This window comes from Parasphingorhabdus sp. (assembly GCF_039982395.1).
GTDB lineage: Bacteria > Pseudomonadota > Alphaproteobacteria > Sphingomonadales > Sphingomonadaceae > Parasphingorhabdus.
The window spans coordinates 693,673-718,923 of the sequence record NZ_JBDWYO010000006.1; the positions used below are offsets into that span (position 1 = coordinate 693,673).

General features: G+C 53.4%; 28 protein-coding genes and 1 pseudogene. 10 read left to right on the top strand and 19 right to left on the bottom strand.

Translation table 11 applies throughout. The features are described from left to right. Nucleotides 1-131 precede the first annotated feature (131 nt). The 3 genes from ABJV08_RS13455 (at nucleotide 132) to ABJV08_RS13465 (ending at nucleotide 4,239) form a co-directional block, all read left to right on the top strand. A complete protein-coding gene (locus ABJV08_RS13455; protein ID WP_348039743.1) occupies nucleotides 132-806 on the top strand; it encodes a GcrA family cell cycle regulator in 675 nt (224 codons plus the stop codon). Nucleotides 807-902: 96 nt separating this feature from the next. Next, nucleotides 903-2,891 carry a DNA topoisomerase IV subunit B gene (parE, locus tag ABJV08_RS13460; protein WP_348039742.1) on the top strand — a complete coding sequence of 663 codons (1,989 nt, stop codon included), beginning with the start codon at nucleotides 903-905 and terminating at the stop codon, nucleotides 2,889-2,891. A gap of 40 nt (nucleotides 2,892-2,931) precedes the next feature. Beyond that, nucleotides 2,932-4,239 carry a serine hydrolase gene (locus ABJV08_RS13465; protein ID WP_348039741.1) on the top strand — a complete coding sequence of 436 codons (1,308 nt, stop codon included), beginning with the start codon at nucleotides 2,932-2,934 and terminating at the stop codon, nucleotides 4,237-4,239. Between the two features lie 26 nt (nucleotides 4,240-4,265). On the opposite strand, the gene ABJV08_RS13470 is transcribed toward ABJV08_RS13465, so the two are convergent. The 12 genes and pseudogenes from ABJV08_RS13470 to ABJV08_RS13525 form a co-directional block, all read right to left on the bottom strand. Next, nucleotides 4,266-5,591: a caspase family protein gene (locus ABJV08_RS13470; RefSeq protein WP_348039740.1), complete on the bottom strand. Its 1,326-nt coding sequence runs from the start codon at nucleotides 5,589-5,591 to the stop codon at nucleotides 4,266-4,268. Between the two features lie 55 nt (nucleotides 5,592-5,646). Continuing rightward, on the bottom strand, nucleotides 5,647-6,444 hold the full coding sequence (locus ABJV08_RS13475) for a LysR family transcriptional regulator (protein ID WP_348039739.1): 798 nt from the start codon (nucleotides 6,442-6,444) through the stop codon (nucleotides 5,647-5,649). After that, entirely contained in the window at nucleotides 6,441-6,839 is a 399-nt protein-coding gene (apaG, locus tag ABJV08_RS13480; protein WP_348039738.1) for a Co2+/Mg2+ efflux protein ApaG, read from the bottom strand. Before apaG ends, ABJV08_RS13475 begins: the two co-directional genes overlap by 4 nt. A gap of 15 nt (nucleotides 6,840-6,854) precedes the next feature. Then, nucleotides 6,855-8,063 carry an aminotransferase class I/II-fold pyridoxal phosphate-dependent enzyme gene (locus ABJV08_RS13485; protein ID WP_348039737.1) on the bottom strand — a complete coding sequence of 403 codons (1,209 nt, stop codon included), beginning with the start codon at nucleotides 8,061-8,063 and terminating at the stop codon, nucleotides 6,855-6,857. Between the two features lie 9 nt (nucleotides 8,064-8,072). Continuing rightward, nucleotides 8,073-9,125: a 3-isopropylmalate dehydrogenase gene (leuB, locus tag ABJV08_RS13490; RefSeq protein WP_348039736.1), complete on the bottom strand. Its 1,053-nt coding sequence runs from the start codon at nucleotides 9,123-9,125 to the stop codon at nucleotides 8,073-8,075. Between the two features lie 47 nt (nucleotides 9,126-9,172). Then, nucleotides 9,173-9,907 (bottom strand): DNA repair protein RecO, encoded by a 735-nt coding sequence (gene recO / locus ABJV08_RS13495; RefSeq protein WP_348039735.1) that lies wholly within the window; start codon nucleotides 9,905-9,907, stop codon nucleotides 9,173-9,175. Then, nucleotides 9,900-11,837 (bottom strand): excinuclease ABC subunit UvrC, encoded by a 1,938-nt coding sequence (gene uvrC, locus ABJV08_RS13500; RefSeq protein WP_348039734.1) that lies wholly within the window; start codon nucleotides 11,835-11,837, stop codon nucleotides 9,900-9,902. The genes recO and uvrC overlap by 8 nt, the downstream gene beginning before the upstream one ends. Nucleotides 11,838-11,971: 134 nt before the next feature. After that, the gene (locus tag ABJV08_RS13505) at nucleotides 11,972-12,499 is read right to left on the bottom strand and encodes a F0F1 ATP synthase subunit B (protein ID WP_348039733.1); all 528 of its coding nucleotides are present in this window, start codon (nucleotides 12,497-12,499) and stop codon (nucleotides 11,972-11,974) included. A gap of 23 nt (nucleotides 12,500-12,522) precedes the next feature. Next, entirely contained in the window at nucleotides 12,523-13,008 is a 486-nt protein-coding gene (locus ABJV08_RS13510; protein ID WP_348039732.1) for an ATPase, read from the bottom strand. Between the two features lie 162 nt (nucleotides 13,009-13,170). Further along, a pseudogene (locus tag ABJV08_RS13515) lies at nucleotides 13,171-13,389 on the bottom strand (F0F1 ATP synthase subunit C); the annotation flags it as partial. A gap of 39 nt (nucleotides 13,390-13,428) precedes the next feature. Next, the gene (locus tag ABJV08_RS13520; RefSeq protein WP_348039862.1) at nucleotides 13,429-14,181 is read right to left on the bottom strand and encodes a F0F1 ATP synthase subunit A; all 753 of its coding nucleotides are present in this window, start codon (nucleotides 14,179-14,181) and stop codon (nucleotides 13,429-13,431) included. 45 nt (nucleotides 14,182-14,226) lie between these two features. After that, complete coding sequence (locus tag ABJV08_RS13525) at nucleotides 14,227-14,577, bottom strand: AtpZ/AtpI family protein (RefSeq protein ID WP_348039731.1); 351 nt, start codon at nucleotides 14,575-14,577, stop codon at nucleotides 14,227-14,229. A 369-nt stretch (nucleotides 14,578-14,946) separates the two neighbouring features. On the opposite strand from ABJV08_RS13525, the gene ABJV08_RS13530 reads away from it, so the two are divergent. The 3 genes from ABJV08_RS13530 (at nucleotide 14,947) to ABJV08_RS13540 (ending at nucleotide 18,189) form a co-directional block, all read left to right on the top strand. Then, nucleotides 14,947-15,777, top strand: coding sequence for a class I SAM-dependent methyltransferase (locus ABJV08_RS13530; protein ID WP_348039730.1), 831 nt, complete (start codon nucleotides 14,947-14,949; stop codon nucleotides 15,775-15,777). 96 nt (nucleotides 15,778-15,873) lie between these two features. After that, nucleotides 15,874-17,082 carry an acyl-CoA dehydrogenase family protein gene (locus ABJV08_RS13535; RefSeq protein WP_348039729.1) on the top strand — a complete coding sequence of 403 codons (1,209 nt, stop codon included), beginning with the start codon at nucleotides 15,874-15,876 and terminating at the stop codon, nucleotides 17,080-17,082. Nucleotides 17,083-17,085: 3 nt separating this feature from the next. Beyond that, on the top strand, nucleotides 17,086-18,189 hold the full coding sequence (locus ABJV08_RS13540; RefSeq protein ID WP_348039728.1) for an acyl-CoA dehydrogenase: 1,104 nt from the start codon (nucleotides 17,086-17,088) through the stop codon (nucleotides 18,187-18,189). 146 nt (nucleotides 18,190-18,335) lie between these two features. Here ABJV08_RS13540 and ABJV08_RS13545 read toward each other — a convergent pair whose 3' ends face one another. Together ABJV08_RS13545 and ABJV08_RS13550 are read right to left on the bottom strand one after the other, a co-directional pair. Then, the gene (locus tag ABJV08_RS13545; protein WP_348039727.1) at nucleotides 18,336-19,157 is read right to left on the bottom strand and encodes a sterol desaturase family protein; all 822 of its coding nucleotides are present in this window, start codon (nucleotides 19,155-19,157) and stop codon (nucleotides 18,336-18,338) included. A gap of 30 nt (nucleotides 19,158-19,187) precedes the next feature. Continuing rightward, nucleotides 19,188-19,631 carry a DUF1772 domain-containing protein gene (locus ABJV08_RS13550; protein ID WP_348039726.1) on the bottom strand — a complete coding sequence of 148 codons (444 nt, stop codon included), beginning with the start codon at nucleotides 19,629-19,631 and terminating at the stop codon, nucleotides 19,188-19,190. A gap of 117 nt (nucleotides 19,632-19,748) precedes the next feature. On the opposite strand from ABJV08_RS13550, the gene ABJV08_RS13555 reads away from it, so the two are divergent. Beyond that, the gene (locus ABJV08_RS13555; protein ID WP_348039725.1) at nucleotides 19,749-20,372 is read left to right on the top strand and encodes a TetR/AcrR family transcriptional regulator; all 624 of its coding nucleotides are present in this window, start codon (nucleotides 19,749-19,751) and stop codon (nucleotides 20,370-20,372) included. A 99-nt stretch (nucleotides 20,373-20,471) separates the two neighbouring features. Here ABJV08_RS13555 and ABJV08_RS13560 read toward each other — a convergent pair whose 3' ends face one another. The 3 genes from ABJV08_RS13560 to ABJV08_RS13570 form a co-directional block, all read right to left on the bottom strand. Next, the gene (locus tag ABJV08_RS13560) at nucleotides 20,472-21,032 is read right to left on the bottom strand and encodes an isochorismatase family protein (protein ID WP_348039724.1); all 561 of its coding nucleotides are present in this window, start codon (nucleotides 21,030-21,032) and stop codon (nucleotides 20,472-20,474) included. A gap of 127 nt (nucleotides 21,033-21,159) precedes the next feature. Beyond that, on the bottom strand, nucleotides 21,160-21,807 hold the full coding sequence (locus ABJV08_RS13565; RefSeq protein ID WP_348039723.1) for a rhomboid family intramembrane serine protease: 648 nt from the start codon (nucleotides 21,805-21,807) through the stop codon (nucleotides 21,160-21,162). A gap of 485 nt (nucleotides 21,808-22,292) precedes the next feature. Next, nucleotides 22,293-22,715 (bottom strand): DoxX family protein, encoded by a 423-nt coding sequence (locus ABJV08_RS13570; RefSeq protein WP_348039722.1) that lies wholly within the window; start codon nucleotides 22,713-22,715, stop codon nucleotides 22,293-22,295. A 203-nt stretch (nucleotides 22,716-22,918) separates the two neighbouring features. Here ABJV08_RS13570 and ABJV08_RS13575 point away from each other — a divergent pair, with 203 nt between their 5' ends. Next, nucleotides 22,919-23,179, top strand: coding sequence for a hypothetical protein (locus tag ABJV08_RS13575; RefSeq protein ID WP_348039721.1), 261 nt, complete (start codon nucleotides 22,919-22,921; stop codon nucleotides 23,177-23,179). 19 nt (nucleotides 23,180-23,198) lie between these two features. Here the strand turns inward: ABJV08_RS13575 and ABJV08_RS13580 are convergent, their stop codons facing one another. Continuing rightward, entirely contained in the window at nucleotides 23,199-23,663 is a 465-nt protein-coding gene (locus tag ABJV08_RS13580) for a GreA/GreB family elongation factor (protein WP_348039720.1), read from the bottom strand. Between the two features lie 3 nt (nucleotides 23,664-23,666). Beyond that, nucleotides 23,667-23,882 carry a hypothetical protein gene (locus ABJV08_RS13585; RefSeq protein WP_348039719.1) on the bottom strand — a complete coding sequence of 72 codons (216 nt, stop codon included), beginning with the start codon at nucleotides 23,880-23,882 and terminating at the stop codon, nucleotides 23,667-23,669. A gap of 157 nt (nucleotides 23,883-24,039) precedes the next feature. Between ABJV08_RS13585 and nth the strand changes: the two genes are divergently transcribed. Continuing rightward, nucleotides 24,040-24,681 carry an endonuclease III gene (gene nth / locus ABJV08_RS13590; RefSeq protein ID WP_348039718.1) on the top strand — a complete coding sequence of 214 codons (642 nt, stop codon included), beginning with the start codon at nucleotides 24,040-24,042 and terminating at the stop codon, nucleotides 24,679-24,681. A 96-nt stretch (nucleotides 24,682-24,777) separates the two neighbouring features. After that, entirely contained in the window at nucleotides 24,778-25,185 is a 408-nt protein-coding gene (locus ABJV08_RS13595; protein WP_348039717.1) for a hypothetical protein, read from the top strand. Nucleotides 25,186-25,251 lie beyond the last annotated feature (66 nt).

Sequence of the window (25,251 nt, forward strand, 5' to 3'; positions counted from 1 at the left end):
ATTCAATCCGCCTATCGGCTCCTACGGCCAATCACAACCCCATATTGCGCGATTATTGCGGCAATATCATGGTTGTATAATCACTGCGGCGACCCTATATCGCACAAACTCGAAAATGATTGGGACTTTGCATGGCTTGGACGGATGAGCGGATCGATTCGCTGAAGAATATGTGGGAAAAAGGCCTAACCGCCAGCCAGATCGCCGAAGAACTGGGCGGTGTTAGCCGTAATGCCGTGATTGGCAAGGCCCACCGCCTTGGCCTGAAGTCACGCCCATCCCCGGTAAAAGCCAAGCCCAAGGCCAAAAAAGGCGCCAAACCGGCCGCCAAACCGAAAAAACCGCCCACAAAAAGTGGCACAACACCGAAACCAAAAGAAGAGCATGTCGCACGACGCGCCATGCCGCCGCCGACGCCGGCAGCGCGCACCCATGCCGCGCAACAAGCGCGTCAGCCCAAGCATGATGGTCCGAAAATCGTATCCGTCGGACCTGGTGGCTTTTTGCGCCAGGGCCCAGGTGATCAACAGGCACCGATACCACCAGCACCACCACGGCGTCTGGTTCCGGCCAAGCCGAGCGAAGAAATTGCGGACAAGACCAGCCTGCTTGATCTCAATGACAAAATCTGCCGCTGGCCGATTAACCACCCTGGCGAGCCTGACTTTCATTTCTGCGGAGAAGAAGTGAACCCGGGCTTTCCTTATTGCGTGGAACATTGCGGCCGTGCGTTTCAGGCACAGTTGCCGCGCGGAACCCGGCGCCCTCCTCCACCACTGCCATTTGGTGGCCCGCGCGTCCGCTAAGCAATCCGCCCGGATTCCTATAAAATTACGATCGTTTGGTAGAAGACCCCATAAGGCTCTTGCCAGCGTGACTCTTGCGCTCTTATAGAGTCGGTCATGTCTGATGATCTGTTCGGTTCTAACCCGCCAACCCAATCCAAAACCGGTGACTATGATGCCTCGGCAATCGAGGTGTTGGAGGGACTTGAACCTGTCCGCAAGCGACCGGGCATGTATATTGGCGGAGTCGATGAACGCGCGCTCCACCATCTCGCCGCCGAAGTTATCGACAATAGCATGGACGAGGCTGTCGCCGGCCACGCCAGTCGCATAGAAATCACTCTGGATGCAGAAAATCGCCTGACCGTGACCGATAACGGACGCGGCATTCCGGTTGACCCCCATCCAAAATTTCCTGGAAAATCAGCACTAGAAGTCATCATGACCACGCTCCATTCGGGCGGAAAATTCTCTGACAAGGCTTATGCCACCTCCGGTGGACTGCACGGTGTCGGCGTTTCGGTCGTCAATGCCTTATCTTCCAACACGGTTGTCGAAGTGGCGCGCAACAAAACCCTACACCGGCAATCCTTCTCCCAAGGTATCGCAAGTTCCAAACTGGAAGAAGTTGGCACCGCTCCCAACCGGCGCGGCACCAGCATATCATTCATACCGGATGTCGAGATTTTTGGCGAAGGCAATAAGTTCAAGCCGTCCCGGCTGTTCAAATTGGCGCGCTCCAAAGCCTATCTCTATGCTGGTGTCGAGATCCGTTGGAAATGTGACGAAAGCCAGGCCAGCGATGATGTACCGGCGGAAGCGGTCTTCCAATTCCCGGGCGGCCTCTCCGATCACCTGCGCGAGCAGCTTTCCGGACGCGAATGCGTCACCACAGATTTCTTCGCAGGCAATCAAGATTTTCCTGACAGTCAAGGTCGGGTCGAATGGGCCATCACCTGGCCGATCTGGACTGATGGCAGTTACAGCTGGTATTGCAATACAATCCCCACGCCCAATGGCGGCACCCATGAAGCTGGCTTGCGCAACGCTCTCGTACGCGGTTTGCGCGCCTTTGGCGAACTGGTCCAGGTCAAGAAAGCATCACAGCTGACGGCAGATGACATCACCTCCGGCGGCGAAATGATGCTCTCTGTGTTCATCCGTGACCCGCAGTTTCAAAGCCAGACGAAGGACCGACTGACCTCTCCGGAGGCGTCTAAGCTGGTTGAGAACGCCGTTCGAGATCATTTTGACCATTTCCTCACCGACAATATGGATCGCGGCAAGGCGCTTCTCGGCTTCGTCATGGAGCGTATGGATGAACGGCTGAAGCGTAAAGCGGAGCGCGAGGTCAAGCGTAAGACGGCAACGTCAGGCCGGAAGGTTCGCCTGCCGGGTAAGCTGACCGACTGCTCGATCGGCGATCCTGAGGGCACAGAATTGTTCATCGTAGAAGGCGACAGCGCTGGTGGCTCCGCGAAGCAGGCGCGGGAACGTAAAACCCAAGCGATTCTGCCTATTCGAGGTAAAATTCTCAACGTGGCGTCCGCCAATAACGCCAAGATCATGGCCAATAGCGAGATTGCCGATCTTATTCTCGCGCTCGGTTGCGGAACCCGTAAAGATTGCGACCCCGACAATCTTCGCTATGAGCGTGTGATCATCATGACCGATGCAGATGTTGATGGAGCCCATATCGCGACGTTGCTGATGACCTTTTTCTTCCAGGAAATGCCGGAGATGGTTCGGCAGGGACATCTCTATCTAGCCCGCCCGCCCCTCTATCGCATCAGCGCCGGGAACAAGAGCCTTTATGCGCAGGACGAAAAAGACCGTGCGAAAATCGAAAATGGTCCATTCAAAGGCAAAAATGTCGATGTGAGCCGTTTCAAAGGCCTTGGCGAGATGAACCCGTCACAGCTTCGGGAAACAACAATGGACCCTGAAACCCGCTCGATGTATAAAATATCACTGCCTCAGGAATATGAGCAACGCGCGAGCGTGAAGGATCTCGTGGACCGCTTGATGGGCAAAAACCCTGAACATCGATTCAATTTCATCCAGCAAAATGCTGCTAGCCTTGATGAAGAGGTTATTGACGCCTAAAGATTGCATCGCGAACGAGTGGCATTTTTAGGAGAATTCTGTGCGTTTTCTATATCTTTTCTCCCTGCTAACATTGTCCAGCGGGGCCATGTTGACGCCCATCAGCGTTCACGCCCAAACGATTGCGCCGGTCTCCCAGCAGCTCTCTAATCGTGCAAATGACGTGCTGCGCCTGCTTCAGGGTGAAGCGATTGAGCGTCAAGTTTTCGACGAGAATTTTCGCAATGCGGTTCCGCCTGAACAATTTCGTTCGATCGTGCAGCAAGTGGTGACTCAAAATGGGCCTGCATTGGAAATCGCATCCATCAACGCCCGCAACGCAAATTCGGCCAGCCTCAAAGTCCGTTTTGCGAAGTCGATCGGAACGATGAATATTGACCTCGAAAATGCCGCTCCCCATCGTATTTCCGGCCTGTTGCTGACCAGTTTTGAGGCAGATGCGAACTCGCTCGCTGACGTTCTGGCTGCCATCGACAAACTACCAGGCCGTCAGGGCCTGCAAATCCAACGGCTAGACAGAATGGACCAGCCTGCCCTTGCAGCCCTTGATCCCAATGGCCGATATGCCATCGCGTCGACTTTCAAACTCTATATTCTGGCCGAGCTCGACCGCGCCGTCCGAGCGGGTGAACGACGATGGTCGGATGTTGTGCGGTTGGGACCAAAATCCCATCCTACCGGAATAAGTCAAAACTGGCCGGATGATTCACCGGTCACGCTCCACACGTTAGCGACCCTGATGATTTCTATCAGCGACAATAGCGCGACCGACACTTTGATCAAAGTTATCGGACAAGATGGGCTCGGCAAGATTGTCGCAGACGTTGGCCACCATAACCCGGCTGACCTGCGACCATTTCTGATGACACGACAGGCATCAGCCCTGAAAATGCCGGTGCATCAATCGCGGCGAGAAACATATTTCGCTGCCAATCCTGCCAGCCGAGAAGGACTTCTGGCCAGCATGGACAGCGCACTGACACTTAGCAGCATCGATCCACGCATTTTGACCAACAAGCCGAATTTCATCGCCAAGCTGGAATGGTTCGCCTCACCCGCGGACGTTGTCCGGTTGCTCGCATATCTCCATCGAAACGCCAGCACGGAAACAAAAGATATACTGACTATAAATCCCGGCATTGGTGCAGCGGCCGCCCAGAAATGGAACTATTTTGGTTATAAGGGCGGTTCGGAACCCGGCGTATTGTCATACAGCTTCCTGCTGCGGTCAAAAAGCGGAATAGACTATGCCGTTTCGGTCAACTGGAACAACGAGCAACAATCCCTTCAGGAGAGCGAGTTGCTGGCTCTGACTACACGGATGGTAAACCTGCTGGCAGAACAATAGTCAGGCCGCGGGAATCAAAGCGACGACTACTCGACAGTGCTCACATCATAGGTAATGATATATTCACTGCGGTCGCCGTTCATCGTCTGCGTATAGGTGCCTGGCGTGGCGTTTATTGAAACCGTGCCAATCGTGTCATGCCCCCCGATCATATCATGCTCCATCACCTTGAACACAACTGGGTCATTCAATTCAAACGTCTCGCTGATTACCCAATTATCACCCTTTTTGAATTTTTGGTTTTTGTTACCGGCATCTGGGTATCGGTCTCCATTGTTGAACCGAAGAAACAGATCATCTGGCATCCCCAAAAAACCCGTCAATTTAACATTTTGAATTGAGATGTTTGATATTTTTACGGCATTACCGGAGCCAACCGGAGCGGTGCCACTTGGTTTGGCCAACACTGGTGGCGAAGCGATCAGCGCGGTGATTTTCTGCGCTGCCAATGCTGCATTTTTGCCGTTTGGGAAGAGCGACAAATAGGTGCTGAATGCGCTCACGCTATCGGTGGCTACAGCCCCCCGCCATGTAATCCCTTCCAGCTCGGTCTGATCGACGCCGGGCGTATCAACACCGGATGAAGCGGATACCGGTTGTACGGGTGTTCTGGGCGCCAAATAGATCGGAGTGCCAGTGATGCTCGCGCTAACGAACGGACGTTGTTTTCCGCCGGTGGTTTTCAGAACATCATCACGCACCGTTCCGCCAAGCAATTGTAACGGCAAGTCGGGCTCGGGCAAACGCGCAGCCAAAGAAACCGCAAAGGGGGAATTTACACCATCGCCATCGCTAGCCGTCTGACCGGGTGCAGCTGCATAGATAACCAACACATCATCCACATCAATACCCGCCAAACCGCGCGTCACGGCGCGAGACCCAGCCCGCCAGCTGTTAGCAAAGGGATTGTTCCGACACGCATCCAGAACAACCACACGCACCTGTGCGCCAGAGACTGTTTCCATCAAGCGGTTGAGATTGATCGTTTCAAACGGCAGATCGAAACTGGAATTCAGTTCCGCATCAACAGGAACAAGCCAGTTATCACCCTGCCCCTCCAGACCATGACCGGCATAATATACGAACGCCACATCTGCGCCATCTGCTTTTTCCCGAAAGCGTCGGAGGGTCAGACGAAAATCGTCTACAGATTGATCCAGGGCGACAACAACCTCTTCAAAACCAGCTTTTTTTGCGGCGGCAGCCACGAGCGAGGCATCATTATCCGCATTTTCCAGGGAGCTGGTGTTCAAATATTCAGAATTGCCAATGATCAAAGCGACTTTTTTTGCTTCAACACTGGTTCCGGAGAACAAAAGCGCCGTTGCTACAAAATACAAAAACCTGATCATCAAAACCCCCTAATCCTAGAACCTCTACTAGGCTCGAAAAATGGAGCGTGCAAGGTTAGGCGCTTGCGAGCGCCTCAACCAGCGCTTTGACCTTTTTCTGCCGCCACTGTGGCAGCGGCGCCATCAGCCAATAGCCGCGCGAAGACACGCTATCTTCGCCCAGAATCTCGACCCTGCCGGCGGCCAGATCACGCATGACCAGCATCTTGGGAACCCAAGCATAGCCGAACCCATTGGCCGCGGCTTCAATAGCAAGGCCGCCATCTGCCACACGCATCAAGGTTTCCTCACCTTCGGAAATAGGACAGCCGGGCCAGTCAATTTTATTACCACCGACGAGGCCGGGAGCCGCGACTTTGACGAACACCGTGTCTCCGAGCATTTTGCCTTCATGCTGGCCGGGACCGTCACCAAGCCAGATAGCCACGTCCAGATTGGCTTCCGTAAAATCAATCTCGTCATCCGCGGCGACCAGTGCGAAACTGGTATCCGGATGATCAGCGGAAAATTTCGACAAGCGTTGATTGAGCCACTTCTGGGTAAAATCTCGGGGTGCGGCGATCGTCAACTTATGCGAGGATTGCCCGGACTGCATGGCGCGCACAGCTTCCTCAAATTGCAGAAAACCAGAGCGGAGCGAATCCAACCCTGCCGACGCTTCATCGGTGAGTTCCAGACCTTTGGGTGTGCGGCGAAACATTACCACGCCGAGCATGTCCTCGAGCGCCCTGATCTGTTGTCCAACCGCTGCGGGTGTCACCGCCAGCTCGTCGGCCGCTTTGGTAAAGCTCAGATGTCGGGCAGCAGCGTCGAGCACGCGCAAGCCGTTCAATGGCAAATGGGTACGCTTCATTGTTCGACAGTCGGCTCAGTGAGCAGGAAATGAGGAATGCGAACCTCGAAAGCATCCGGCATATCGCCCACCATGACGAAATGCCCCTCCATCGAACCATTTGGTGTATTAAGCGGGCAGCCCGAAACATAGTCATGGGACTTGCCAGGCTGGATGACCGGCTGTTCGCCAACCACGCCGTCACCATCAACCATTTGTAGGCCGCCACGTTCGTCATGGATCCGCCAGTGCCGAGTCAACAATTGCACCGCAGTCTCGCGATCGTTCTCAATCCGGACATGATAAGCCCAGAACCAGCGCTTTCCATCAATGTCGGATTGCTCCGGCAAGAAGGAGACCGAAACGCGCACCGTGACCCCGTCAGTGGTTTCGGCAAAAGGGAAAAATGATTTCATGCGATCAACATAGAGTCAAAGATCGACAGACGAAAGGGCCTGATCCAAGTCTTTGATCAAATCGATGGGATCTTCGAGCCCGACATTGATCCGCAGCATGTCCTCGGTAATGCCGACCTCAAGCCTTGCTTCCTCTCCCAGCCCGTGATGTGTGGTCGAAGATGGATGGCACATAAGCGAACGACTATCCCCGATATTATTAGAAATATCTATTAAATTCAATGCATTGAGAAGTCCATGCGCCCGTGCACGACCGCCACCAACATAGAGTGAGAAGATCGGGCCTGCCGCCTCCATCTGACTCATCGCCAGATTATGTTGCGGGTGACTGGGCAGACCGGGGTGCAAGATTTTCTCTACCCGCTGCTCTAAAAACTTTCCCACTTCGAGCGCATTTTCGCTCTGGCGACGGATGCGCAGGTCGAGTGTTTCCAATCCTTTGAGCACCACCCATGCGTTAAACGCGCTCAAAGTCGGTCCGGTGTTACGGATGAACGAGAGCAACGTGTCCTCTATAAATTCTTCGGTGCCGCAGACGGCCCCAGCCAGGACACGGCCCTGCCCGTCCATCATCTTGGTAGCGCTATAGGCAACAACGTCAGCACCAAATTCCATCGGTCTCTGCAGCATATTGGTGGCAAACGCATTGTCGACCACGCTTGTAATGCCTTTAGCACGGGCCAGATCGCAGACGTTGCGGATATCGATCACATCCATCGTCGGATTGGCCGGTGTCTCGAAGAAAAAGACTTTGGTCTTTGGCGTGATCGCCTGTTCCCAATTTTCGATCTCCCGCCCGTCAACTACGGTCGTTTCGATACCGAATTTGGGGAGCAATGAATCCGTCAACCAACGGCAGGAACCGAACAGAGCGCGACTGGCGACCACATGATCACCTGCCTCTAGCTGACAGAGCAAGGAAGCGGTCATCGCCGCCATCCCTGACGCCGTAGCCCGGCAGGCTTCTGAACCTTCCATGGTTGCGATGCGTTCTTCCAACATTTGCACCGTCGGATTTTGCAGGCGACTGTACGTCATGCCGTCCTGCTCGCCGGCGAAGCGGGCAGCCGCGTCTTCAGCACAGTCGTAGCTATAACCGGATGTCAGGAACAAGGCTTCCGATGTCTCACCAAATTCGCTGCGCATCGTGCCGCTGCGGATTGCCTGGGTGGCAGGGCGCCAGTCCTTTGTAACGTCGCGGTCTTGACCAGTATTTCTCTTCATTTTTCTTTCCTAACCGCCCGTCAGCTGCGCGACAATAGCATCGCCAATTTCGGTGGTGGAAGCATTGCCACCCAAATCATGGCCGAGAACGCCTTGTTCGAGCACAGCCGCAACCGCCGCTTCGATCCGGCTTGCTTCCGCTTCCATCGCAAAACTATGCCGCATCATCATCGCAGCGGATAATATCATGGCAGAAGGATTGGCTATACCCTGTCCGGTAATATCCGGCGCGCTGCCGTGGATAGGTTCGTAAAGACCTTTCGTGCCCTCGCCGAGCGAAGCGGATGCCAGCAGGCCAATTGAGCCCACGCACATGCTGGCTTGATCAGACAGAATGTCACCGAACAAATTTCCGGTCACAACCACATCAAACTGGCCTGGATTGCGCACCAATTGCATGGCCGCATTATCGACGTACATGTGGCTAAGCTCGACTTCGGGATATTCCGCTGAGACTTCAATCATCACATCACGCCACAATTGGGATGTTTCCAGCACATTGGCCTTGTCCACCGAACATAAGCGCTTACCGCGCACCATAGCGGTTCTAAACGCAACATGCGCGATGCGCCGGACTTCGCTTTCGTCATAAGACATGATGTCATAGCCTTCGCGCAGGCCATCCGCCGTTTTGCGCATGCCCTTTTCACCGAAATAGACATCACCGTTCAGCTCGCGGACGATGACAACATCAATAGTCCGTGCGATTTCCGGTTTGAGGCCCGAGGAATCTTCCATTCCCGGAAACATTTTTGCGGGGCGCAAATTGGCAAAAGTCTGCATTTCCTGACGCAGGCCCAGCACCGCTTGCTCAGGTCGCAAGTGGCGTTCCAGATCATCGCAAGATGGATCGCCCACCGCGCCGAACAAAACAGCATCGGCTGACTTCGCCAATGCGACCGTTTCTGGTGGTAGAGGATGGCCATGGTTCCGATAAGCGACACCGCCAACATCGGCGTGATCCAGGCGTAGATCGGGCAAATTCATGGCCTCTAGCACGCGCAGCGCCTCGACCATGATTTCCTGACCAATGCCGTCACCGGCGAGCACCGCAATATGCATGAGAGTTCCTTCTTATAAGCGCGCCGTTCCTGCCGAGAATCGCGCGGTTAGGCAACCACCCTTTTCAGCCGGTCGACCAATACCGATCGCGCAGCCATGACATCCTTGCGGCGGTCTTCAAAGAAATGGCGTTTCAGAAAAAAACCGGTGACGCGCAGGCCGTCGAAAATTTCGTCCCAATCTGGCGTTGCCGGGCTTTTGAGAAAAGGAGGAAGCGGCAGCAGTCGCTCTTTATATTCCTGCCCCGCAAAAGCGCTGACTGCTGTCGCGCTCTTCGGACTGATGTAGATCAGATCGTCTTCTGATCCCGTCACAGCGCAGGCGTCCAACGAAAGGCCAAAGCCCAGTTCGGACAACAATAATAGTTCATAGCGCACCAAAACCACCGCCCAGCCCTTCGCCGAAGGTGCCCCGCAAACTGCGTCCAACAAGGCAGACAAGGCGGAATGCAGCCGCGGATAGGCTTGCTCCTCTGGCAAGGTGGCTGCGGTCAACGCTGTCACCCAATCCAAAGCAGCGCTGGCCAGGGGCTCGCCGAGAAACGGCCCACGGCTTCGCTGCAACTCTGCAGTCATGGACGCCAATTGCTCCTCTGTTCGCGCGCGATAATCGGCCTGCACGACATTGGAAGGAATGAGAACGGGCCGCATCGTCCGCGAATGGGCTCCGCGCACATAGCCGGACATCAGGCCGTTGTCCGGGGTTAGAGAGCGCACGACAGCACCATGTTCGCCGTGAGAGTGGACCGAACAGATGATCGCGCTGGTGCGGAGGCTAGGCATGGAAATAATCGTAGATTTTCTGTGCCACGGTGGCCGACACACCTGGCGCGCCCTGCAAGTCATCGAGCGAAGCGTTCTTTACCGCTCGCGCCGTTCCGAAATGCAGCAATAACGCCTTTTTCCGGGAAGGACCGATGCCCGGCACATCATCAAGCGAACTATGGCCGACAGACTTCGCGCGTCTGGTTCTATGCGCGCCAATCGCGAAACGGTGCGCTTCGTCGCGCAGGCGCTGGAGATAGAAAAGCACCGGACTGTTCATCGGCAGGTTGATTTCGCGGCCATCAGGAAGATGGAACGTTTCACGCCCTGCGTTGCGGTCCGGTCCCTTAGACACACCTATCATCACAACATCCTCGACGCCTATCTCGGCCAGCGCACCGCGTGCCGCGCTCATCTGTCCTTTGCCGCCATCGATCAGCACCAGATCGGGCCACTCGCCTTTCTCACGATCCGGATCTTCCTTTTGCGCGCGGGAAAAGCGCCTTTCCAGCACTTCGCGCATCATCGCAAAATCGTCGCCCGGCGCGATGTCGGGGTTTTTGATATTGAATTTGCGATAGGCATTTTTGATAAAACCCTCGGGGCCGGCGACGACCATGCCGCCCACCATATTCGTCCCCTGAATATGACTGTTGTCATATATTTCAATGCGATCCGGCACCGCATCCAGTTCCAGAAGATCGACCATTTCGCGCATGATTTTGGCCTGCGTCGACGTTTCCGCCAAGCGCCGATCCAGCGCGTCTTCGGCATTGCGGCTCGCCTGTGTCAGCAATTTCCGGCGATCGCCGCGCTGTGGCTTGGACACGCTCACCTTATAGTCCGCCTTGGTGCTCAGCGCTTCCGCCAGCAACTCTGCATCTGGCAATTCCCGGTCTAGCAACACCAGCTTAGGCGGCGGCATCCGTTCGTAAAATTGCATCAGAAAACTGGAAAAAACTTCGTCAATTTCAACATTGCTCGTGTGCGCCGGGAAGAAGCTGCGATGCCCCCAATTCTGACCACCGCGAATAAAAAAAGCTTGAATACAAACGGAAGAACCTTTGGCGGCCAGCGCAAAGATATCGGCATCCGGCAGGCCCTGCGCGTTGATCGCCTGATTGCCCTGGATGAAGGTCAGCGCCTTCAACCGATCCCGGTAAACCGCTGCCATTTCAAAATCGAGGGCTTCAGAGGCTTTTTCCATCGCCTCACCTAATTTGTTCTGCACCGCCGTGGATTTTCCGGATAGAAAATCACGGGCATCTTCGACCAGTTCGGCATAGTCGTCCTTGTCGACCCGATCGACACAGGGTGCTGAACAACGCTTGATTTGGTAGAGCAGACAAGGCCGCGACCGGTTGCTGAAAAAACTATCGGTGCAACTGCGCAAAAGAAACAGTTTTTGCAATGCATTGATCGTCTGGTTGACCGATCCGGCACTGGCAAAGGGACCGAAATATTGTCCTTTAAACCGCTGCGCCCCGCGATGCTTGGTGATACGGGGAAAATCATGGTCGTCGCGCAACAGAATGAACGGGAAGCTCTTGTCGTCTCGCAGCAGCACATTGTAAGCGGGCCGGAATTTCTTGATCAGCTGTGCTTCAAGCAGCAAGGCTTCGGCTTCGCTGCCGGTCGTGACAATGGTCATAGTCCGCGTTTGCGCAACCATCCGCATCAATCGCTGCGGCAAGCGATTCATCTGGACATAGGCCCCGACACGGGCCTTTAGCGAGCGCGCTTTGCCGACATATAGGACATCGCCGCGCTTATCCTGCATCCGGTAGACACCCGGCCTCGCGGGCAATGTGTTGAGGACTTCCCGGATCGCCGCCATTCCGGTCTCTAGGTCCGGAGTATCCCCATCCCCACGCACCGCATAGGTCGCATTATCCTCGTTAAAGCGAGAAGCGGCGTTGGGTTGATCGGGGCGGTCGGCTTTGGACATGGTCCGGTTCTAAGCGCGCATTGATCGCAATGCTAGAATCAAAAACATCGATATTCCCGCGAAAGCCGGAACATCGATGTGAATTTTGAAATAGGTCTTAAGGTTCACCCCGGCCTAAGCAGGGCGCGCCGCAATTAGTTCAGCGTTTTGCCGATTTCACCAATGGCTTGGTCTACCAAGGCTTTGTCAGCCGCTGCGTCATGGCGAGAAGCAATCAAGGTTTCCGCTGCTTGGCTTGCCGCTGCTGCTGCCTTGGCTCGAACTTCTGCAATCGCAGACCGTTCGGCGGCACCGATTTTTTCCTCCGCCATTTTCTTGCGGCGGGCCACCAATGCTTTCGTATCGACTTCTGCCTGTTTGACGAGCGTCGCCGCTTCCTTTTCAGCATTGTCCATCAGCGCTTCGGCTTCTGCCTTCGCACCGGCGGTCTTCGATTCATATTCTGCTTTCAAAGCCTCAGCTTCCTTGCGGAGGTTTGCTGCTTCATCGAGCGTCTTCTTGATCTCGGCGATCTGCTTATCCAGCATTCCACCGATGATCTTGGGGACTTTTGCCCATAGCATGATGCCGAAAACCATCAGCATACCAACGGCAACCCAAGCGGTTGCATTCAACCCGAGTGCGGTTGGCTCTGCGCCATCTGCCAATATCGTCAATAGCATATTCTATCTCCTTCAGCAGGCGCTCAGAAAGCGGCCTTGACCGCCTTCTTTGCATCGGTTGCAGTAACCTTGCCGCCGGAAACCGTCTTGACGATCGCCTGCGCCGCTTCCGCAGCCACAGTCTCGATTTCCTTGAGAGCGGAAGTCTTGGCAGCCTTCAAGGCCACATCCGCTTCATCTGCTTTCTTGCCGATAGCAGTATCGGCACGCTTGATGGCGGCTTCGCTCTTTTTGGCAGCCTTGGCTTTGGCTTCGTTGACATTGCTAATCGCATCGGCCCGCGCATCGTTAATACTGGTGCGATAGTCGGCCTCAATCTGCTCAGCCTTGTCTTGCGCGCTTTGAGCCGCAGCAAGATCGTCGGTAATCCGTTTTTGACGGTCATCGACGGTCTTACTGATCTTCGGCACCATATTCTTGGCAATGCCAAAATAAATGATGCCAATGACGATCAGCAACCAGAAAAACTGGCTACCATAGACTTCCAAGAGCTGACTAATTTGAGGCATTATTCACCTGTAAATTCAAGACGCAAAACTGACAACCTGGCCCGGTTACCCAAGGCCAAAGCACTCAGCAGATTATTCTGCTGCAGCCGGAGCTTCAACTGCCGCTGGTGCTTCAACTGCTGCTTCAACGGCAGCAGATGGTTCAGCAACCGCTGGCGGTGCGTACAGAATGATCATGGCGACAGCAAAAGCGATCAGGCCGAGCAATTCAGCAGCAGCAAAGCCGATGAACAGACGTCCCTGCTGGCCGTCAGCCGCAGATGGGTTGCGCAAAGCGCCTTCAAGGAAGGAACCGAAAACATTACCAACACCGGTAGCAGCGGCACCAACGCCGATTGCAGCCAGGCCAGCGCCGATAACTTGTGCAGAAGAGAGATCCATTTTTAAACTCCGTATTGTAAAACTAGGATTGAAAGTGACTTAGTGAAGATTTTCCGCATCGTTGATGTACAACGATGTGAGAAGAGCGAAAACATAGGCCTGAATGGCGCAAACCAGCAATTCCAGCGCGCTGACAAAGGCGATGAAGACAATGCTGAGAAGCGCGATACCCAAGCTGGCACCGCCTGCGTCAATCGCCTGAATGACGAAATTCGCAAACACTTTGATCAGAATATGGCCGGCGATCATCGCCACGAACAACCGCAGCGCGAGGCTGAACGGACGCACGAGGAAGGACAATAGTTCGACCATGAAGATCAAGGGGATCATCGGAAGCGGTGTGCCATGCGGGATGAACAGGCTGAAAAACTTGAAACCGTGCTTCCAGAAACCGACGATCAAAACGATCGAGAAGCTGATCGCTGCCAATAGGCCGGTGACGGTGAACTGGCTGGTAACCGTGAAAGGATGGATACCCGGAATGATTCCGAAAGGCATCATGCCCAAAAGGTTCGAGAATAGAATGAACATGAACAAGGTAAACACCCAAGGCGTATATTTCTTGCCATTGGGGCCGATGCTGGTCGCGATGATATTGTCGACAAAGCCGACAACGCCTTCAACCATGACCTGCCAGCGACCGGGAACCAATTCCCGCTTCATACCGCCCATCATGAATACATAAATCAGCCCGAGGACGAGGAACATCCAAAGCGCGCTGTTTGTGAAACTGATCTGCTGACCGAACAAAGTGAAACCATCAAAGATGGGTTGCACTTCGAACTGGTGCATAGGATCAATTTTGCCTTCTGTAGCCACTAATATAACCCCTGATCGTCAATCTTCATCATCTGCTATCGCCGTACCGATGTCGTTCACCGGTTGGCTCGAAATCTTGTAGATCCTCCAGAACGCCGTTCCAATCCCGAGGAAAAAGGCCGACAGAAGGAACAATGGCGACGTTCCGAACTGGTTGTCCAAAAGCCAACCCAATCCAAAACCGACGACCACACCACCGATCAGATAGCTTAGCACGCGCATCCCGAGTTGCTGATTTTCATCAGGCTCCCGGTTCAGGTGCTTAGCTTTGACCCGCTCTCTATTCTGTGCCGTTTCCAGTCGCTCTTCCAGCGATGAAACCCGCACATCCTCTTCGAGGGGATCCCGATCAGATTCGTTTACTGCCATTTTCACCCCTTTAAATGCCCCGAAGAGCGCCAAAAAGAGCCATAAACAACAGCAGGCCGACCCGCCAAGGCGCGGTCCGTTTAGGAAAGCAACGTGCCCAAGTCAACAGCTATGCTGCCCTGCGGAAAATTGGACGTTTGCTCCATGGAATATTCCATCAATATCGACCTAAAGTCGCTCCGGAACAGGTCAAATTGAATGCCCGCTATGGAGCAAAGAAGCGAACATTGGAAACGGCGGATTGAATTGCGATATTTCGAAAAACTGCTCGATATCGCCGTCTCAATAGACATGATGACTGCATCTGGCTAACCGTGAGGAAAGTCGGCCATAAGAAAAATTGGTCATCGGGAACGTTGGGAGGCTGGAATGGATGTAGATAGGCGGGTTGCTCAACATTATCGGCATGGAAATTTACGCGCATCCATTGAAGCTGGCCTGCACCAGCTTGGCAAGTCATCTGAAAAAGTGACAATTGAAGATCTGGCCCCAGTTGACGAATTTCATATTGGAGGGAGATCAGCGAGCAAACATTTCTTGGATCAGTTAAATCTGACTCAAGATATGAGCATATTAGACGTTGGATGCGGCTTGGGCGGAGCAGCGCGATACGCCGCGGAAAATTACAAGGCCCATGTTACCGGCGTTGACCTCACGCCAGAATATATCGACGCCGGTCAGGCCTTGTGTGAATGGGTCGGGTTATCTGGCCGGGTTTCCCTGCATGAAGAAAATGCCCTTTCCATGACGTTTGAGAATGCGCGTTTCGACAGCGCCTATATGATGCATGTTGGAATGAATATTGAAGACAAGCGCCGTCTGTTCTCCGAGATTCATCGCGTTTTATCACCCGGTGCCCTTTTCGGAATTTATGACATTATGCAGGCGGGCTCTGGTGACTTGAACTATCCGGTGCCTTGGGCAACGTCCGCAGCGACCAGCTGGTTGGCCGACGCTGAGGAATATAAACAGCATCTGGAGAATGCCGGCTTTGTCATTGTCGGCGAAGAGGATCGCCGCGACTTTGCACTGCAATTTTTTGAGAAGGCCCAGAAAGCCAATGACGTAAATGGCGGGCCACCTTCCTTAGGCCTTCATATTTTGATGCAACATACGACCGCGGAAAAAATTGCCAATATGATCGGGAATATTGAGTCCGGCCGGATCGCCCCGCACGAAATTATTGCCAGGAAAACCTGAAAGTCGGCGAAGCGACGCCCGGCGACCATTTTCTCGGTTGCAGGGGGCCTGCAATCGCTTCACAATATACCAAAGCCTTAGGAAGAGAGATTTGAGATGAACATCGATTTTGCGCCGGAGTTGGAAGAGTTCCGCTCCGAGGTGGCGGAATTTTTTGCCACTGCACCGACGCCGGCTATTCGTGAAGCCGGACGCAAGACGACAAGCGTCTTTGCGCCGTTCGAGCAATGTATGGAATGGCACAATATCCTGTACAAAAAAGGCTGGGTGGCACCGCATTGGCCGGAAGAACATGGCGGAACCGGTTGGAGTGTAGAGAAACGTTTCATATTTGCGGAGGAGTATCGAAAAGCAGATTTGCCACCCTTATTGGCCCAGAGTCTAGGCATGGTCGGGCCGCTGTTGATTGATTTGGGTACAGAGGAGCAGCGAGATCGCTACCTGCCCGGCATTTTGAACGGAGCGGATTTCTGGGCACAGGGATATTCCGAACCCAATTCTGGTTCTGATCTGGCTTCGCTCAGCTGCCGCGCCGAACGCGATGGCGATGATTATATCATCAATGGCTCCAAGATTTGGACCACATATGCCCATCATGCCAATCGTATGTTCATGCTCGTCCGAACCAACAATGAAGGAAAGAAGCAACAGGGCATCACATTCCTGCTGCTCGACCGGATCGACTATCCGGGCATGGATATTCGCCCCATTATCGGTCTCGATGGTTTTCCAGAACAATGCGAAGTATTTTTCGACAATGTCAGAGTTCCTCAGTCCGGTCGCGTAGGAGAAGAAAACGACGGTTGGAGTGTTGCCAAGCATTTGCTCAAACACGAACGTGGGGGCGGCTCTGCTGCCAGCCCTGCCCTGCTAAACTATTGCGAGCGAGCCAGAGCGGCAGCAGCAGAAACCGCTTCACCCTTTGGCGGAACCATGGCCGACGACCCCGTTTTCCAGCGTGATCTCGGTGAACTGGAAGCCGACATCGCATCATTGGCTCATTTTGAAAAACTTGCGATCAGCGGCCATGCGATCGCGCGGGACCCTGCCTTCCCATCGATGAACAAAACGATCAATTCGGAACTGGTGCAAAGAGCATCTGTGTTGATGACCCAAGTCTCGGGTGTAAACGGGCTTGCAAGGCAATTGGAGGCCTTACGGGTCGGCTCAAATGTCGAACCGCTCGGAAGCGAGTTCGATCTTATTGCCATGCCTCTGTACCTCAACAGCCGCGCAACTACGATCTATGCTGGCAGCAATGAGGTACAACGTGACCTGATCGCGCGCAGCTTGCCGGGAGCTTGAACGATGGATTTTTCTTTTTCTCAAGAACAGCAAATGCTTCAGGATAGCGTCGGTCGCTATCTTCAAAATAACTATGATTTCGAAGCTCGTCAGACTCTGGTTGCTTCCGACGTGCCCTGGTCGAACCAGGTGTGGCAACAATTCGCAGAATTGGGTCTGATGGCATTGCCTTATGACGAAGAACAGGGTGGCTTGGGCGGATCAATTAGCGATTGCGTGGCTTTCGCGGGTGCCTTCGGCAAATATTTGGTGGTCGAGCCATATATCTCATCAACCATGCTTGCCGGAGCCGCCCTTGCTGCGAGCGAAACCAATGTTGCTCAGCAGTGGCTAGAGAAGCTGGCGTCCGGTCAAAGCGTCGCCGCCTTTGCGTATGAAGAAGGCCATGGCTCGGCTAGCCTTGCACAGATTGAAATGATCGCCCAGCCAGATGGCAATTGCTTCAGGCTGGACGGTGAAAAGCGCCTGATCATAGCAGGTGCGGAAGCCGATATATTGGTGGTTGTCGCCAAAGTTGCCGATTCCGATCGGATCGGTTTGTTTCTGGTCGACAAGGATTCTGACGGGCTCGACGTTCGTGCTTATAATACGATAGATGGTCGGAGTGCTGCCAATATTCGTTTCAACCAGGTGACCGTAACTCATGATTCCGTGCTGCTAGAAGATGCCGGAAGCATTTTGGAAGGCATTATCGGCAACGCGATTATTGTTCAATCTGCGGAAGCCGTAGGCGCCATGAGTGCCTTGCTCGCTCTGACCAGTGAATATACGCAAACGCGCAAGCAATTCGGCGTACCGATCGGGTCGTTCCAAGCTGTTGCACACCGGCTTGCAGACATGAAAATCGCGTTTAACAAGGCATTGGCAACATTGACCTACACAACGGCCTTGGCCGAATCCGGCACATTGACCGGTCGCGATATCGCTGTGCTAAAAGGCCAGACCGGAAAGCTCGGCCGCGCGATAGGAGAAGCCTCCATCCAAACCCACGGTGGTGTCGGAATGACCGATGAACTGAGCGTCAGTCATTACCACAAACGCTTGTTGGCCTATGATGCGCAATTCGGAGACCATTTCTATCATCTCCGAACTTTGGGCCAACGCTAACCAAGGGCGCAACGACAGTGACAAACGCAATTGTTGACTTTTGTAAGGTTGCAGGATGAAGTGATCTACCCGCCCAAGTCCGCTTCGGGGGCAATAGCGGGCCTTGGACTGGGTCCTGCGAAGCCCGACCACTCTCCAATCCCAAACTATCCGGTTTTGTCGGAAGACAAAGCGACGGTTTTCGGCATCACTATACCCCGCCTGCCCACTGCCATATCAAATCTCGTGAGATATTCCGGATGCTCAGTTCCCATCCACCGATCCCACCATGTGAAATACAGACCAAAATTCGCATTGCCGTGACTATGATGCAAATCATGATGCGTGGTTGTCGTTACCCAGCGAAAAGGTCCTCTGGTCCAATTGGCAGGAAATAGCTCCACACCGGCATGGCCCATGACATTACGAATGATCATATGAATCAGGAAGATGGCGATCACGAGCGTGTAAACTGGTGCGCCAATAACCGTCAGGAACAACAGATATGCCGGGACAAAGGCGGCCTCAGTAAAGGCCTCAAACAGTGCAAAGCTATAAGCAGCCCAGGGTGTTGGGGTGAGTGATTTATGATGGTGCAAATGTGAAAATTTAAACATTTTCTTCAGATGCAAGCCTCTGTGCATCCAGTAGAAATAGGCATCGTGCGCAACAACCATGACCACGAGATGCGCTGCAAAAAGCCATCCATTGATCGGTCCATCCAGCTTCGACACCCAGCCCAAATGGACCAAAACAACCGTACCAAGGGATATAAGGCCAAAAACGATCACGGTCCTAAGCGAGGAAACTATCTCCCGCCAATAGTCGGCGCCTTTGGCACGACGTGTTTGAATACGCCGACTATCGGACCATTTTTTTGCAAGCCAGAGGATCAACGAGAGAAGACCGGCTGCTAACAGATAGCGTCCAAGGTCAAATGTTAATACGCGCGTAAACCGCTCGAAAAGCATCGCGTCAAGATTGTCCATCTATTGTTCCTCCAATGTTTGAGCGCACAATTAAATGGCAGCAGTGATGCTGGCGGCAAAGGCAATCATCACCAATACTGTCCGAAACCAGTGCCACATTGCCCACCGAGACAATTCTGCTGGTAGCTGCGAATCTTGAATTATGTGCTTGGCAAATTTGTCGTTGGTCTTTTTGAAATAGAGGAAGAATATCGACAGGACGACAACACATAGTCCGGCAGCGACCAAGGGCCAGATCACCGGTGCATCCGATGCGAGTGATATCCCCGCAGACAATATCGACATTGTAACCGCCAAGACCGTTAGCGGCGCGAAATAGCGGAATAGGTCGAACCCCATATTGCCGTGCAGCCGGAAAAAGTCGGATGCGTCCATTCTCCGCCAATATGGCACCAAGATGCAGCCCTCTGTCAGCAACGCCCCGGCGAATAGACCGATAGAGAAAGTTGAAAGGATATGAACAAGCTCAAACATGAGCAATTCCAAGGTTAATGACTGAATGGGGTGATATCAAAACATCGTTCCTACATTAAAATATACGCGTTCCATTTAATTACTTGCTTTTTCGATGTCAATAGGCTTTATGGAAGCATGACGAAGTCAGAACATTCTCAACCACGACCGCAAGGGCGACCCGTTAAAAGCGACAATGAACGGCGGGAGATGAAGCAGTTGATCACAAAAACGGCTCAGAGACTGTTTCAAAATGAAGGCTATGCAACGGTGTCTATGCGCCGGCTGGCAAAGGAAACTGGCTGCTCGCCAATGACTTTGTACAAATATTTTGATGGCAAGATCGCCATATTGCAAACCCTGTGGGCGGTGGTTTTCACCGACCTGTTCGGTAAATTGCGGGACCGCATCGAAAGCGACACTGAAGAAAAAGAAAAGCTGCGCATCGCCTGCCGTCATTACGTCGGATACTGGCTAGAGCATCCTGAACATTACCGGCTGGTTTTCATGGCTGAGGGCGTAATGCAGCAGGACGTGAGCATGTTCATTGATAATCCCGAAATTGAAGCCGGTTTCGGTTTGTTGGCGCAACTTGTTGTCGACGCTTCAGATGATACGATCGGCAGCGCAGCGACGAAAATCAAGATCGACCTGATCATGGGTGCTTTGCACGGAATCGCGCACAACAGGATTACCATAAGCGGCTATCCTTGGTCAGACACAAATGCCTTGATTGATCAATTGGTCTTTGACCTCTTCTAAATCGGCCTCACCTTGCGTCTCTAGACTTCCAACATATTCAGTCTGACAAATCCGCTTTCCGGAGGTTGCACATATATGAAGCTGGGCGTCGCTGCATTCCTAGATCCAGCCAAGCACTTCATCTGACGTTGTGACATGTGCATATTCTCCATCCAGTATCGCGAGCGTGAGATCATAGACTGTTGCGGCATCCCAAGACCTTCCTTCCAAGCCTCTTACCGGAACGGCCGTGGTCGCATCGGACGGAAGAATGATTGTGTATCCTAGTGCTTTGCCTACGCGAACAGTGGCATCCATGCTGTTATGAATGACGACACCCGTTAACACAAAACGAGTGGCCGACATTCCCTTGAGCACTTCATCCAAATGCGTACCGACGAAGGCGCTATTCTGCTTTTTGGCTATAATTGTTTCACCAGCTAACGGTTCGACCTCTGCCTTTATGCCGTTCCACGGGCCATGGCTATAATATGTGGATGTTGTGGTCGGTTCATTATGTTTTATGTGCACCACCGGCCAGTTTTTCTGCCGCCAATGCGCAAGAAGACGCTGAATGACGGTCACGTAATTGGGATTGTTTTTTCCATTCCAAACCGGCTGATCAATTGCATCTTGAACATCCAGTATCACAAGAGGTGTCGGATCAGTTTGAACGCTCATTTATGCTTTACCTCGGTTGCAACGATACAGAGAATTTTTAGTATAGAATCTGCCGCTGTCTCCAATTCGCCAGATTATCAGTGACGGCTTTGGGCGCAAACCGCCAGCGCTGATATTCTGGCCAAATCTAGCGATCCTTTTGCCTGCGAAATGGAAATCGCCAAGGGCGGCGCGATTTGCCAAATTCCAGCGAAGGTCGCCGCGCAGCAGTTGCGAGCACCAGCTCACGATTTCGTTCGAGAAAAATTGCAGTGATGATTCCTGCGATTGCGCCAAATAAATGCGATTCGAAGGAAATGAACCCGGTGGTTGGCAAGACCCCAACTACCATGCCGCCGTAGAAAAAGACAACGCCGAGCGCGACAACAATGTTACGGACACTACGTTCTATCCAGCCGAGTGCGATGATCAGGCTCCATAGCCCGAATATCCAGCCGCTTGCGCCAATGTGCAGGGCATCGCGGGCAAATAGCCAAACGAGAATGCCGGTGATTGCGATGATCAGGAAGCTGGCGACCAGAAAATAGCGCCTGCCATTGAGCAAACACAGGAAGCTGAACACGACCAACGCAAGCATGTTATTTCCCAAATGCGTGAGATCACCATGCAGCCACGGCGCAAAGAAGATCGTGTAAATGCTATCAAACTCGCGCGGCTCAATGCCGTAACTGTTCAGATATCCGCCAGATAACAGATTGGCGAAATGGACCACGACCAACAATCCGCATAGGATCGCTATGACTTTCAGGCGCTCTATCAGGTCAGGAATTTTCATTGGTCTGCCTAGCGTAGCATCCGGTCAATCGCACTGCAAATTTGCGAGATAGCCAGCGGCTGCTTAGGGCGCAAAAGCGGACATTGGCATTTGATATATCAGCTATCCCTATTCAGGCTGCAGCTCCTTCATCGAATTGGATGACTGTTGCCTTCAAAATCTGAGAAAGGCGGAAATTCTCGTAGGTGTTGGCATCGGATAAAATTGCACCATGAATCCTGCGACTCCGGTGCCGATGGTTGTAGCGCCGATCTCAACAACGACGATGAAGATGACAGCGCACCGGCAAGAGAGGATTGAAACTGCGGAAAGCGGTTAACAAGGTCCGCGGTGCGCGTTTTCTAAACAAACTGATCTCGACCATCAAAAGCAAGAAAACCAATGCATCGCCGATGCGGCGGACGCTAGCCAATAATAATCGCCAGCCAGTCGATCTGATCACATGGATATCGAGTTGATTGCTCTTGAAGCTTGGCAGTCAAACATTATCCGATATCTGCCTTGTCACTGCGCCACCACCCAACCCGCGACAGCTTGCGGGCAGACGAGCTGCCGGCGAGCACCAGAAGCCCTGCCAGAATAGCGAGGTTTTTGATAAAATTCTGGGTTTCGTGGGCGACGCCCTCGCCTTCCATGTTCCAGAAATCATGCAACATGAAATTGACCATCAGAATGTAGACAACAAAACCAGAAGCGACCAACTTTACATGCCGCCCCGAAAGAAGCAGCAGACCGCCCAAAACGTTTACCGCGGCTGCGAACCACATCAGTGGCTGAGCGAATATTATGCCATGGCTTTCCATATAGGCAATGGTTCCGGCGGCCCCTCCAATCTTCATCAAACCAGGAATCAAGAAATAGAGCCCCAGCAGGACCCGTCCGATTGTTACCGTCATTGATGATGCCATTATTTTCTCCTGTCGCGCTCGGCATGGCACATAGCAGCAGCGCATGCAAAAGCATCTGGGGTTGGACGCATAGGCTGCCCGATCTACTGGCAGCAGGGATTAAAGGGTAGGATCCCAAAATTCCCGCCTTCGCATTCCGATAGCAAAGCCGCCGTTTCCAAGACATGCTTGCCAATCGCCAGTCCAAGCCATAGATCCGCTTGATGGACTTTGATGACCAGTTGCAACGCTATTTCGGCACCACCGATCTATCCGCCATCCAACCGGAGGCAATGAGCGCGGGCGTCGAGCATATGCGCGTCGACTTCGGACTGGAAAAAGATCGCGGCCGGCGTTTTGCGCTTTGGGCGGTGCTTTATATGCTCGGCACGCATCTGGATCTGGACAAGGCCTTCAAGGACGAAGCCGACCGGAATTCGGCACGCGATTTCATGGATTTGATGGACCGGGTTCAGGACAGCTAAGCGGTCCGAACACCTAAGCCTATCCTATCACTGCGACGGACAGGATTTCAATCGCATCCTCTTTGCCTGCAAAATCACTATAGTCACCAGGTTCTAGGCCCATCAGCGCGCGGCTGATTGGCGCGGAAAAAGAAATGAGCGCCTTTGCGGGATCCGCTTCGTCATCACCGACGATAGAGAGTGTTTTCTCTTTGCCATTGAGCAGAAAGGTTACGCATGTGCCAAATTCAACTTTTTCGCCATTGGGCACCGGCGGCAATTCCGCCGTGGATTGACGCGTGTTCCAATAGCGCAGGTCACGCTTGGCGATCTTAAGCGCGGTTTCGTCGGTCAGCCCGGCCACTTTGTTCTGTAAGGCGGCCACCTGGCCCTTGATCATCTCCAGGCCACGCGCGGTAACTAGGTTGGGGCCGACCGGAATCGGAAGCTCGAACTTGGGTTCGAGATGCTCGTCATCTCCTTCCCTGCGGAAAGCAACGCTCATCGATCAGGCCCCGGCCTTCGGTGCCTTGGGTGTGACCCAGATCGATACCGGCGCGATAAATTTGCCATGCGCGGGAGTTCCGACATCTATGCGCTCGGCGGTGACCCGCTCACCAGACTCCAGACTAAAAGATGCCCATGGCTTTGGCATGCGGCCAAAAGTCATTTTCTGGATCGGCAGTCCGGTGCTGCTGTTCATGATGGTTGCAATGATGCTCATACCCGGCGGCTAGCGATGGATACACCGGACTGTCAACCACCACCTGTCGGCACTGATCCGCCGCCGGCACAGACAGGTCCTGCTTGAGGGATCATTCGACGCCCTGCCCTGCATCAGGCGATTGTATTTGCTTTGGCAAGCGGCCATGAAGGGCGTGATGAAAAAAGACCATATCTTTGAATTTTATTCACGCCTTGCTGCGGACAATCCTTCACCGGAAACCGAACTCAACTATGGCAACACCTATCAGCTAGTGGTCGCCGTAGCGCTGTCCGCGCAGTCCACCGACATCGGTGTGAACAAAGCCACGCGACGCCTGTTCGCCGATGTGACAAAACCCCAGCAAATGGTAGATCTCGGCCTCGAGGGACTGAAAGAGCATATCAAGACCATCGGACTGTTCAACACCAAGGCGAAAAATGTAATTGCGCTGTCGGAGATGCTGATTGCGGACTTTGGCGGCGAGGTTCCGGCGGATCGCGACGCGCTGGTCAAACTGCCCGGCGTCGGGCGCAAGACGGCCAACGTGGTGATGAACTGTGCCTTTGGCGCAGAGACATTCGCTGTCGACACTCATATTTTTCGCGTGGGCAATCGAACCGGACTAGCACCGGGAAAGACGGTTCTGGCAGTCGAGAAAAAGCTTGAGAAGCACACGCCCTCGCCCTTTCGCGTGGGCGCGCATCACTGGCTGATCCTGCATGGCCGCTATATCTGCAAAGCGCGGAAACCGGAATGCTGGCGCTGCCCGGTGGCCGACCTCTGCCGTTTCAAAAAGAAGACACCCGAACCGGCATAGACTCGCAACCGGTTGCCGCGGTTCAAATATTCAGCATTAAGCAATATTTCAGAATGTAAATTGCTCGCCACGATGGAGTCTGGACAGGAGAAGAACATGCGCTTTCAAACCACGATCATCATTGCTTCCGCCCTTGCAGCGGGCGGCGTCGCCTTAGCCGCCGAGAAAACGTCCAAAGATGATAAATATATCATCGAGACTGTCGGCGAACCCAAAACCTGTATCAACCGTTCGCAGATCCGCTCGACCGATGTGATTGACGACCGGACAATCGATTTCAAAATGCGCGGTGGTGATATATATCGAAACAAACTGCCCAATAAATGCAACGGCCTCGGTTTTGAAGAATCTTTCTCGTATAGGACGTCCACCAACCAGCTGTGCAATGTCGATATCATCCGCGTGCTCAACCAAACCGGCGGCCGCCTCGAAACCCGCGGCGCTTGCGGCCTCGGGAAATTCCAGCAGATCGAAAAAACCCGTAAGGAAAAAAGCGCGGACTAGTTGCTGCTCAGAAAAGCATCAAATATTTGATTGGCAATAGGGCAATGTCGCTGCTAGACGCCCTCG